Raw genomic sequence first — 10,980 nt, 5'->3', positions numbered from 1 at the left:
GTGCTGAAGCGTGCCGTCGGCCCCGTTGGGGTTCCAGTCCCGACGGCTAGTGGGGCGGGTCGCGGCGGCGAGCGCCCAGTCGAGCAGGTGGACGAGTTCTTCTTGGCCGGCGTTGACGAGGTCGGTGCGCGAGGTGTCGGAGGATCGGCTGGAGAAGTGCCTGCCGAGACGCTGGAGTACGTCCTCGGGGAGGTCGGTGACTTGCTCGGCGCCGGGCGGGAGGCACGGGTCTGTGCCGTGGACGGTGCCTTGGGGATACGTGCGGCAGCTGCCTGCCCAGCCACCGGAGGCGTACAAGCTGGCGTGGGCGGGGTCGGCGAGGACGTGGGTGGCGACGTCGAGAACGTGCTCGGCGGCCTGGACAAGGACGGGGGCGGTGCTCAGGCCGGTGAGGTGGCACAGGGCGCGGGCGGCGCGGTGGTCTGCGGCGCTGGAGGGGGCATGGGCGGGTTCGATCTCGGTGAGGAGGTCGAGCACAGCAGTGCGTGGGTCTGTCGGGCCCGGGGCGAGGATCGGGCCGGCGGGCCACAGCGCCAGGGGCAGGGACCGGGAGGTCCACAACGGCAGGACGGTGGGGGTGGCCTCGCACGCCTCGATCAGGTGGAGGTCGCCGTGGTGGCGGGTGGTGAACAGGTGGACGTGACCGCTCCCGCGAGTGAGGGCGTCGACAAGCCGGATCCGGCGCAGGGTGGCGCAGAGGTGGTCGCAGGCGCCTGCGAGTTCGGCGTCCTGGGTGGCGGTGTGCTCGGCCTCGCCAGGGAGCTGGGGGATCCAATGCGGCATGAGGCTGCTCTGGTCGGCGGTCCGGCGTCCGAGCGCAGCACGCCAGCTGCTCTCGCTGATGTCGGCGAGAAGCATCTTCGTTCTGGGCAAGGTCAGGATGATCCCGTCTCGCCGGCCGGCCCAGCGCAGTCCTGCGACGCCGGTCCCGCCCTGCCGGTAGGCGAGGGCGTCGATCCACCGATCCACCTGGGAGGGCGCGATCCTCACCACCAGTTCATCGGTGCGAGGGGTGAGACTGCGGATGCCGAACGGGCCGCCGGTGAGTATGGGGCGGTGGCGGCCATAGGCGGTGATGAGTGCCTGAAAGACCCGAGCCTCGCCTCGGGCCTGACCGGGGGTGGGCACCGAGATGAGGTGCTGGGCGTCCGTGAGCTCGGCTCGGGCAGTCTCCTCGGACTCACCCGTGGCCATCTGGCGCATGGCGACCGGGTCAAGGACCGTGTCGGTCGTGCGAAGGCCCCACTGCTGCCGGGGCGTGTACGGAGTGAGGGTGTGGGTCACGTGTTGCTCCCGCTGTGAGGTCCGCTGTCACCTGCTACAGGTGTGCGAACGACGCGCGGTGTGACAGTCGAAGCGGACTAGTTTCCAAGGTCGTTTCAGATGCCGGGTGTCCGGTGACGGCGAACCTGGACCGATTGTCATCGAAGTTGGACCACCAGCCGGTTCGTGACAGCGAACCCCGATCACGCTGTTCAGGACGGCCACGTCTCTTCGTTTGGGCCCAAGTAGGGTCACTGAGTCTTGTCGTGCGAGTGGAGTGGGCGGGTTCGTGAACCTGGGCATCATCGGTCAGGCGGCCGGGCTGTTCGCCGTCACCAACATCGACGACATCCTGATCCTGGCGCTGTTCTTCGCCCAGGGCGCCGGCCACCGCGGGTCCACCCGGAAGATCGTGCTCGGCCAGTACCTCGGTTTCGCCGCCATCCTGACCGTGGCCGTGGCCGCCGCGTTCGGCGCCACTTTCCTGCCCGAGTCGGCCATCCCCTACCTCGGACTGCTCCCGCTCGCCCTCGGTCTCAAGGCCGCATGGCAGGTATGGAAGAACCACCAGACCGGCGAGGGCGACGAGGCCCTCGCCAAGGAGGGCGGACCGAGCTCCCTGGAAGTTGCCGGGGTGACCTTCGCCAACGGCGGCGACAACATCGGCGTCTACGTCCCGGTGCTCGCCACCGCCGGCATCGGCGGCATGAGCGTGTACGCCATCGTCTTCCTGCTCCTGGTCGCCGTGTGGTGCTTCGCAGGCAAGTTCTTCGCCACCCGCCCAGTCATCGCCAAGGCCCTCGCCCGCTGGGGCCACATCCTGCTGCCCGTGGTCCTCATCGCCATCGGCCTGCTCATCCTCATCGAAGGCGGCGCCTTCGGCCTCTGAGCCGAATCCGCTGGTCCAACTTCGATGACCATCGGTCCAGGTTCAGTGTCAGAGGACACCGGGTGAACGGTGTCCGCCCGCTGCTCCTGTGAAGGACGCCGACGAAACTCGATGACGGTGGCTCACCGGCCGCTGAAGTCGAGAGGACCCTTCCCGGTCGGTGTGACACGCATCACCTTCTTAAGATTTATTGTCGTTTCCGGTCCGTGCCGCGCCTGAAGAGTGAAGGGGTTTACTCGATTTGGTGTTGGAGGACTTGATGATCCCGCCGAAGACGTCTCTGCCGACCATCACGCCGGAGGGCAGGTACGGGCAGTTCTTGGAGCTGATTACGGCTGCCACAGAGTTGGATGAGGAGGCGGCGGAGAAACTCGCGGACGGTCTGCTGGACCGGTTGGGGCTGTACGGCCCAACCCCTGAACCTGTGGCGGGTGCGTGTTCGGCGATGTTCTTCGACGCCGCCCCGGAGAGCTACGGCTGGGTGCAGTGCAGCGAGGAGCCGGGACACGTCCGGCGTGGCGAGGCACTGCACTGGGACCGGTGGAACGGCCGCTGCTGGAGCGACGACCATCTGCAGGCCGTGCTGGAACAGCCACCCCGGCGACCTCGGCGTCCGAGAGCGCGGCCATCGGCGAGACACCCGCGGCCCGCCGCGCGGGGAGGTACGCGGCGACGAAGGTGACGCCGAGCCCGACGACGTACGCCGCCACCGGGGTCACCCAGCCGATCTGCATCTCGTCGGCGTCGATGTTCATGCCGAGCAGGCCCATCAGCCCGATCAGCCCGGCCGCGAGCCCGATGCCCGCGGCGAGTCCCAGCGTGGAGCCGACCAGGCCGAGCAGCAGGGCCTCGGTGAGCACCGAGCCGCGGACCTGGCGCCGGTCGGCACCGAGCGCGCGCAGCAATCCGAGTTCGCGGGTGCGCTGGGCGATCAGCATGGAGAAGGTGTTGACGATCAGGAACACGCCGACCAGCACGGCGATCCCGGCGAAGCCGAGCATCACGTACTTGATGACGTCGAGGAACCCGCCCAGTTGCTCGACGTCCGACTCGGCCTGTTCGCCGGCCGTCCTGAAGTCGTAGGTGTGTGCGCCGAGCGCGGCGACCACGCGCTGCTTGAGCTGATCGTCGCTGACGCCCGCCGCCGCGTCGACCGAGATGGCGGTGGCCGCCCCCGGCCGGCCCAGCAGCTTCGTCTGAGCCGTGGGCGTGTCGAAGTAGAGCAGCGCGGAGCCGGGGTTCGTGGTCGTGAACGTGACGATGCCGACGACCCGCACTTTGAACGACCCGGGGGGCGCGATGACGGTGAGGGGATCGCCGATGCGCACGTTCCTGCGGTCGGCGGTCTCGGAGTCGAGCAGCGCCTGGGCGGGACCGTGTGGGGCATGGCCCGAGGTCAGCTTCACCGGGCTGCGCTCGTTCGGGTTCCAGGCGTTGCCGAGCGTCGGCGCCCCGGTGGTCGGCCCCACCGGCCGGTTGTCCTCGTCGACGACCGTGAGGCCGTTCACCTTGACGTCGGCGCGGGCCGCCGCGACCCCGTCGACCTGCCGGACCCGTGCGGCGAGCGCGGCCGGCAGGGTGGCCGTCCGGCCGGAGGGCACCGCCTCGTCGAGGTCCTCCTTCGGGCTGACCGTGACATCGGCCGCGGTGGAGGCGAACAAGCGGTCGAACGTGCTGCTGACGGTGTCCGAGAAGATCAGGCTCCCCGTGACGAACGCGACGGACAGCAGGACGGCGAGCGCGGAGAGCAGCAGCCGCCCCTTGTGCGCCAGGAAGCTCCGCAGGGTCGCCTTGAGCACGGGCTCAGTTCTCCTCGGGTGACGCCGGGGCGTCCTCGTACCGGGTGCGGATCACGTCGAACCTCTTCATCCGCTCCAGGACCGCTTCCGCCGTGGGGCGCCGCATCTCGTCGACGATCCGGCCGTCCCCGAGGAAGAGCACCAGGTCCGAGTGGGCTGCGGCTCCCGGGTCGTGGGTGACCATGACGACGGTCTGCCCCAGCTGGTCGACCGCCTCGCGCAGGAAGCCCAGCACCTCCAGACCGGCCCGTGAGTCGAGGTTGCCGGTCGGCTCGTCCGCGAAGATCAGCTCGGGCCGGGAGGCCAGCGCCCGTGCGCAGGCCACGCGCTGCTGCTGCCCGCCCGACAGCTGCGAGGGCCGGTGCCGGAGCCGGTCCCGCAGGCCCAGGGTGTCGATCACCTGGTCCAGCCACTTCTCATCCGGCCTCCTGCCCGCGATGTCCATCGGCAGGGTGATGTTCTCCAGCGCGTCCAGGGTCGGGATGAGGTTGAACGACTGGAACATGAACCCGATCCGGTCCCGGCGCAGCCGCGTCAGCTCGCGCTCCCTGAGCCCCGTGATCTCCGTGTCGCCCAGCCATACCTGTCCGGCCGAGACGGTGTCGAGCCCCGCCAGACAGTGCATCAGTGTGGACTTCCCGGAGCCCGACGGACCCATCACGGCGGTGAACCGGCCCCGGACGATGTCCACGTCCACGGAGTCGAGCGCGAGCACGGCCGTCTCGCCCGAGCCGTACGCCTTGGTCAGACCGCGGGCGAGGGCCGCGATCCCGTCGGCCGGTGCGAGACCGGGAGCGTGCTCCGCAGCAGGTGTGGACAAGGCCGCCTCCTCTGGGTGGACGTCAGAACCTCCTGGCCCTGCCCGAGGGTAATGTGACCCGGCCCACACTCGGTATCCTCCGCAGGGCGGACTCCACCCTTGCCGGTGCTAGCGCCTGCGCGCTAGCTTCGAGGTATGGCAAAGACCCAGCTGAACGTCCGCGTCGACGAGGGCACCGCCCGCGCCGCCCGTGAACGCGCCCTGGCTCGCGGGATGAGCGTCAACCGCTACATCGAGGAACTGGTCAGACAGGACACCGGCGAGGTCGGCCACACCTTCGTGGAAGCCGCCGCCGACTTCATGAAGCAGTACGAGTCCGTCTTCGCCGAGGAGTTCGGCGCAGACCGTGAGGGCACGCGCGAAGGTCGCCACTGAACCCTTGAACAACCTCGAAATAGACCTCTCCTGGCTGCTGATGCTCGCCGAGCACAAGACCCCCGGGGACCCCCAGGTCACCGACTGGGGAGCCCTCGTCGCCGCCGTCGCCCGCCACCGGGCCACCATATTCGACGTCCCCGTCTACGACAGCCCGCACGCCCGCGCAGCCGCCCTGCTCCAGCTCCTCCTCCACGTGCCCGCGCTGGAACGCTCCAACGCCCTGTTCGCCTCCGCCGTCGCCTACGCCTATCTCGTCGCCAGCGGGGTCAAGGTCATCACCTCGCCCGAGCAGATCCGCGACCTCGCCCGGCTGGTCAAGAGCGGTGAGGCGTCCGTACGGGACATCGAGCGGGAGTTGCGCCAGTGGAGCCTGTGACCACCGGCCGGACTACCCGCTGACCGGACGCCACGCCGTGCCGAGCACGCAGTAGGAGCTGGGCAGCCGCGGCCCATCCTCGGGCATCAGCACCTGCCGGTAGGGGCCGAGTTCGAACCCGGCGTCGCGCAGCGCCCGCACCGGCTCCCGCGCCACATGGCAGCCCCCGCTCAGCACCGGCCACACCGTCCGGTCCAGGGCATGCTGCGTGAAGGTCATCGCCCGGCCACCGCCGCGGCCGTGCTCGAAGAACCGCACCTCGCCGGCCGGTCGCAGCACCCGCCGCAGTTCCGCGAGCGCCCGGGGCACGTCCCGCACACTGCACAGCACCAGCGACAGCACGGCCGCGTCGAAGCCCTCGCTCTTGACCGGCAGCGCCTCGGCCGTACCCGGCACCACGTCCACCGGCACCTCGGCGCGCAGCGCGGCCTCCACGGCCAGGTGCCGCAGCCGCCGCTCCGGTTCGATCGCGACGACCTCCGCGACGGTGCCCGGGTAGTGCGCGAAGTTCAGCCCGTTGCCCGCGCCGATCTCGATCACCCGCCCGGACAGCCCGTCGAGCAGTCTCCCGCGGACCCGGCCCATGCCCATCCGGGTCTCGGCGGCGACACTGACCCGGGCGTAGCAGCGGGCGAAGAGCGGATGGTGCACGGCGTCCCGTGGCACCTTGCCGGAGCGGAGCGGCATGAGGACCTCCCAGACGAGGCTGGCCTTGCGCCTTAGGGCGATTGTCCCCCGGACGGGCCGGGCGCACCCCTGCCGCCTACCGAAGGAGTACCGGGCCCAGCACGGGGAGGTGGTCGCTGCCGGTCGCCTCCAGTGCCGACACCTCCGTCACCTCGGCCCCTCGCCCCAGCACCTGGTCGATCCTCGCCACCGGCAGGCCGGCCGGCCAGCTGAACGCGAACCCCGTGGGCGGGGCGTCGAGTCGGGAGGTGAGCGGGCCGAGCCCGCGGTCCCGCACCGTGCCGTTGAGGTCGCCCACCACCAGGAGCCGGCGGGCCGGGTCGTCGGCGATCCGCGTCGCGAGCAGCGCCGCGCTCTCGTCACGGGCCGCCGAGGCGAGGCCCGTCGCACCCAGGCGCACGGAGGGCAGATGGACCACGTAGACGGCCAGCTCGCCGCCGGGCGCGGACACCGTGGCCCGCAGACCGCGCTGCCAGCTCTCGGGAAAGCCCGCCGGCCGGATGTCCACGGGCCGCACGTCCGACAGAGGGTACGCGGACCAGAGCCCGACCGTGCCGCGGACCGCCCGGTGCGGATGGGACCCGCCCAGGACGTCCTGGTACGCGGGCCGCGCCGAGGGCGTCAGTTCCTCGACGGCGATCAGCCCGGCGCGGCTGGCGAGCAGGGCCCGTGCGGTACCGGCGGGGTCGGTGTCGTCGTCGGCCACGTTGTGCTGGACGACGGTCAGGCCGGACGCGGCCGGGGGCGAGGAGAACCACATCCCGCCGAACATCCAGAGCCACACGGCCCCGGGTGCGAGGCAGGCGAGCAGCCCGCCCCCGACCGCCCGAGCAGGGCGAGACAGCCGAGCACGGGTACCGCCGCCCCCAGCCACGGCAGGAACGTCTCCAGCAGGCTCCCCAGCCGCCCGACCCCGTTGGGCACGGCGGAGTGCAGGGCGAGCACACCGGCGACACCGAGGGCGCCCCCTACGAGCCAGGCGTCCCGAGGCCGCAGCCTGCCCGTGCCGACCACGCGACCCCCTACGCGAGTTCCGCCGCCAGCAGGGCGGCAGCGCCGGCCACCAGCGGATCGTCGGCCGGGGCGTCCTCCTCGGGCTGGGTGGTCAGGACGGATATCACGATCGGCGGGCCGTGGGGCGGCCAGGTGATGCCGACGTCGTTGTTGCCGCCGTGGCGTCCGCCGCCGGTCTTGTCGGCGATCAGCCAGTCGGCGGGCAGGGCCTTGCGGAACTTCTCGGTGCTGGTGGTGTTGCGCAGCAGCCAGTCCGTGAGCCGCGCCCGGTCCCGGGGCTCCAGCGCGGTGCCGAGCACGAGCCGGGCATAAGTCAGGCCGATGGCGCGCGGGGTCGTCGTGTCGGTCACGCGCCACGGCTCCGCGGAGTTGAGCTCGGGCTCCCAGCGGTCGAGCCGGGTGATCCGGTCACCGACCGAGCGGGAGAAACGCGTGACGGCGGTCGGCCCGCCCAGCTCCTCCAGGAGCAGGTTGCCCGCGGTGTTGTCGCTGAAGCGGATGGTGGCGTCGCACAGTTCGCCGACGGTCATGCCGGTCGCGACGTGGTCCTCGGTGATGGGGGAGTAGCCCGACTTGGTGACGTACTCCTGGGTGTAGTGGATACGCCGGGCCAGGAACTCGCCGTCCCGGTCGAGGTCGCGCAGGACGGCCGCAGCGGCGAGCGCCTTGAACACCGAGGCCATCGGGAAGCGTTCGTCGGCCCGGTACGCCACGCTCCGGCCCGTGCGCAGGTTGCGGCCGTACACGCCCAGCCGGGCGGTGTGCTCCAGCTCCAGCTCCCGCAGCCGCGCGGTGACCCCGGCCGTGCCGGGTAAGGCGTGGGCCGTGCCGCCGCCCAGCGAGAGAGCGGCGGCCGTGCCCAGCACGAGGGCGGTACGGCGGGAGGGGCGTGATCCGTTCGTGTGCAAGGTGGTCCCTTCGGAGGCGATCACGTACGTACCTCAACACGCGATCACGTCCGCACCGGTTTCACCAGGGGCCCGGATGACCGGTTTCACTGCGCGCCTGGCCGGATGGCCGGTTTCGCCGTGCCCGTGCGGGCCGTCAGATTCCGCACCGCGCCCGCGGGCCGGCCTGTCTCACCGCACGCCCGCCCGATCCCTCAGAAGGCCTCCGGCGCCTCCCGGACCCGGAACGCCTCCGCGTCCCATGAGCCGTCCAGCCGCGGCGCCAGCCAGTGCGGCGCGGCCGTCCGGAAGGCGGCGGGGGAGAGGGCACCCGATCCGGCCGGAACGGAGCCCAGCAGCGGGGCTCCGGCCACGTCCGGCAGATCCGCGAGGTTGCAGCGCGCGGCGAGATCCGGGGCCGCGGGCCAGCTGCCGATCACGATCCCGGCCAGGTCCAGCCCCCGCGCACGCAGTTCACGCGCCGTCAGCTCCGTCGTGTTCAGGGTGCCGAGCCCCGCGGGGGTCACGACCAGCACCGGCGCTGCCAGCAGCCGGGCCGCGTCCGCGAGGGTACCGCCGGCCGCGTCGAACCGGACGAGCAGTCCACCCGCCCCTTCGACCAGCACCAGGTCGTGCTCGGTGGCCAGCTTGGCGGCGGCCTCCGCGACCTCGTGCGGATGAACCGGGGTCCGTCCGGCCCGCCGTGCTGCCGTGGCCGGCGCCAACGGCTCGGGAAAACGGGCGAGCTCGGCCGTCGTCACCGGGCCCGCGAGGCGCTCCACCTCGGCGGCGTCCCCGGGCTCATCCGGCCGTACCCCTGTCTGCGCGGCCTTCAGCACGGCCACCGAGCGGCCGGCGGCCAGTGCCGACGCGGCCACTGCGGCGGTCACGACCGTCTTCCCGACCTCCGTGCCCGTGCCCGTGATCACCAGTACCGGCATGTCATCCCTCCCGCGCCGCCGCGCACACGGCCCGCGCGATCCGGGCCAGATCCGCGTCGCCCGTCACGTACGGCGGCATGGTGTAGATCAGATCGCGGAACGGCCGCAGCCACACGCCCTCGCGCACGGCCGCCGCCGTTGCCGCCGCGATGTCCACGGCGTGGTCCAGCTGCACGACGCCGATGGCGCCGAGTACCCGCACGTCCGTCACGCCCGGCAGGTCCGAGACCGCCGAGAGCCCGTCCCGCAGCCCCGCCTCGATCCGCTTGACCTCGGCGAGCCAGTCCTGGCCGAGCAGCAGCTCGATCGACGCGCAGGCCACCGCCGCCGCCAGCGGATTGCCCATGAACGTCGGACCGTGCGCGAGCACCGGTACCTCGCCCCGCGAGATGCCGTCCGCCACCCGCGCGGTGCACAGGGTCGCCGCCATCGTCATGTAGCCGCCGGTCAGCGCCTTGCCCACGCACATCACGTCCGGCGTCACGGCCGCGTGCCCCGCCGCGAACAGTGCACCCGTACGGCCGAACCCGGTCGCGATCTCGTCGAACACCAGCAGCACGTCATGCGCGTCGCACGCCTCGCGCAACACCCTCAGATAGGCGGGGGAGTGGAACCGCATCCCGCCCGCGCCCTGCACCACCGGCTCGACGATCACCGCGGCCAGCTCACCGGCGTGCCGCTCGATCAGCGATCGCAGCTGCTCGGCGTACGCCTCCTCGTACTCCGCAGGGGGCGGGTCGGCGAACACCTGACGCTGCAGCACCCCGGTCCACAGGTCGTGCATCCCGCCCTCGGGATCGCACACCGACATGGGCTGCCAGGTGTCGCCGTGGTAGCCACCGCGCCAGGTCAGCAACCGCTGCTTGCCGGGACGGCCCAGCGAACGCCAGTACTGCAGGCACATCTTGACCGCGACCTCGACCGACACCGAACCGGAGTCGGCGAGGAAGACATGCTCCAGACCCTCCGGCGACATGTCGACAAGGAGCTTCGCCAGGCGTACGGCGGGCTCGTGGGTGAGCCCGCCGAACATCACGTGGCTCATCCGCCCGAGCTGCTCGCGGGCGGCCTCGTTGAGCACCGGGTGGTTGTAGCCATGGATCGCCGACCACCAGGACGACATCCCGTCCACCAGCTCTCGCGGACCGTCCGGCACTCCCGAACCGTCCGGTACTCCCGAGCCCTCGGCGATCCGCAGCCGCACCCCGCTCGCCGACTCCACGACGAGCGGTTCCTGCCGTCCGGGCATCGGACCGTACGGATGCCACACATGCCGCCGGTCGAGCTCCAGCAGCTCGGAGACGGCCGGCTCAGGCATTGGGCGCGAGGTCCGTCCCGGCGCCCCGGCGGCGCACGGCGACCAGGTCGGTACGGGCGTCGGCGGCCGTACGGGGCTCGGAGACCTCCGGGGCGGCGTCGGAGCCGCAGCCTCCGCCACCCTCGGAACCGCAGACTCCGCCACCGTCGTGGCAGCCTCCGGCGGCCCGGTGCTCCGGCAGCGTCACCTGGTCGGCGCCCTCCACCTCGAAGCCCGCGTCCGCGATCATCTCCAGGTCGGCCTTGCCGGCCTGGCCCTCGCTGGTGAGGTAGTCGCCGAGGAAGATCGAGTTGGCCAGGTGCAGCGCGAGCGGCTGCATCGTGCGCAGATGGACCTCGCGCCCGCCCGCGATCCGCACCTCGACGTCCGGGCAGACGAACCGCGTCATCGCCAGGATCCTGAGGCACCGCTGCGGGGTCAGGTTCCACTCCTTGCCGAGCGGGGTGCCCTCGAACGGGATCAGGAAGTTGACCGGAACCGAGTCCGGGTCCAGCTCACGCAGCGAGAAGACGACCCTCCATGATCCGGCACACGGCGTCGCAGGCCGCGGCGGCGGAGGCGAACTCGGCGGCCAGCACCAGTTGCTCGGGCGGCTTGGGGCGCAGCCC

The 10,980-nt window shown here is 71.7% G+C and carries 9 protein-coding genes and 3 pseudogenes; 3 read left to right on the top strand and 9 right to left on the bottom strand.

Going from position 1 to position 10,980, the window contains the following annotated elements:
- Positions 1 to 1,284 (bottom strand): annotated as a pseudogene (locus ABZ281_RS19550) (hypothetical protein); the annotation flags it as partial.
- A 268-nt stretch (positions 1,285 to 1,552) separates the two neighbouring features.
- Between ABZ281_RS19550 and ABZ281_RS19545 the strand changes: the two are divergent.
- A complete protein-coding gene (locus tag ABZ281_RS19545; protein WP_356657075.1) occupies positions 1,553 to 2,152 on the top strand; it encodes a cadmium resistance transporter in 600 nt (199 codons plus the stop codon).
- A 593-nt stretch (positions 2,153 to 2,745) separates the two neighbouring features.
- Here the strand turns inward: ABZ281_RS19545 and ABZ281_RS19540 are convergent.
- Positions 2,746 to 3,951: pseudogene (locus ABZ281_RS19540) on the bottom strand (FtsX-like permease family protein); the annotation flags it as partial.
- A 4-nt stretch (positions 3,952 to 3,955) separates the two neighbouring features.
- Positions 3,956 to 4,771, bottom strand: coding sequence for an ABC transporter ATP-binding protein (locus ABZ281_RS19535; RefSeq protein WP_356657073.1), 816 nt, complete (start codon positions 4,769 to 4,771; stop codon positions 3,956 to 3,958).
- Positions 4,772 to 4,906: 135 nt separating this feature from the next.
- Between ABZ281_RS19535 and ABZ281_RS19530 the strand changes: the two genes are divergently transcribed.
- Both ABZ281_RS19530 and ABZ281_RS19525 read left to right on the top strand, forming a co-directional pair.
- Entirely contained in the window at positions 4,907 to 5,146 is a 240-nt protein-coding gene (locus ABZ281_RS19530) for a hypothetical protein (protein ID WP_020270799.1), read from the top strand.
- A 4-nt stretch (positions 5,147 to 5,150) separates the two neighbouring features.
- Positions 5,151 to 5,525: a fic family toxin-antitoxin system, toxin component gene (locus ABZ281_RS19525; protein ID WP_356657077.1), complete on the top strand. Its 375-nt coding sequence runs from the start codon at positions 5,151 to 5,153 to the stop codon at positions 5,523 to 5,525.
- Positions 5,526 to 5,537: 12 nt separating this feature from the next.
- Here the strand turns inward: ABZ281_RS19525 and ABZ281_RS19520 are convergent, their stop codons facing one another.
- The 6 genes and pseudogenes from ABZ281_RS19520 to ABZ281_RS19495 form a co-directional block, all read right to left on the bottom strand.
- Positions 5,538 to 6,212: a class I SAM-dependent methyltransferase gene (locus ABZ281_RS19520; protein WP_356657071.1), complete on the bottom strand. Its 675-nt coding sequence runs from the start codon at positions 6,210 to 6,212 to the stop codon at positions 5,538 to 5,540.
- Positions 6,213 to 6,288: 76 nt separating this feature from the next.
- Positions 6,289 to 6,996 (bottom strand): endonuclease/exonuclease/phosphatase family protein, encoded by a 708-nt coding sequence (locus ABZ281_RS19515; protein WP_356657069.1) that lies wholly within the window; start codon positions 6,994 to 6,996, stop codon positions 6,289 to 6,291.
- A gap of 238 nt (positions 6,997 to 7,234) precedes the next feature.
- On the bottom strand, positions 7,235 to 8,158 hold the full coding sequence (gene bla / locus ABZ281_RS19510) for a class A beta-lactamase (RefSeq protein WP_356657067.1): 924 nt from the start codon (positions 8,156 to 8,158) through the stop codon (positions 7,235 to 7,237).
- 170 nt (positions 8,159 to 8,328) lie between these two features.
- Positions 8,329 to 9,054, bottom strand: a complete 726-nt coding sequence (bioD, locus tag ABZ281_RS19505; protein ID WP_356657065.1) for a dethiobiotin synthase — start codon at positions 9,052 to 9,054, stop codon at positions 8,329 to 8,331.
- Between the two features lies 1 nt (position 9,055).
- Positions 9,056 to 10,372, bottom strand: a complete 1,317-nt coding sequence (locus ABZ281_RS19500; protein WP_356657063.1) for an adenosylmethionine--8-amino-7-oxononanoate transaminase — start codon at positions 10,370 to 10,372, stop codon at positions 9,056 to 9,058.
- Positions 10,365 to 10,886, bottom strand: a pseudogene (locus ABZ281_RS19495) (biotin synthase BioB); the annotation flags it as partial. The gene ABZ281_RS19500 and the pseudogene ABZ281_RS19495, both read right to left, overlap by 8 nt.
- Between the last annotated feature and the right edge of the window lie 94 nt (positions 10,887 to 10,980).

The sequence above is a fragment of the Streptomyces sp. NPDC006265 genome (assembly GCF_040613555.1).
In the GTDB taxonomy this organism is placed as follows: Bacteria; Actinomycetota; Actinomycetes; order Streptomycetales; family Streptomycetaceae; genus Streptomyces.
This window is presented reverse-complemented; position numbering and strand designations above follow the sequence as displayed.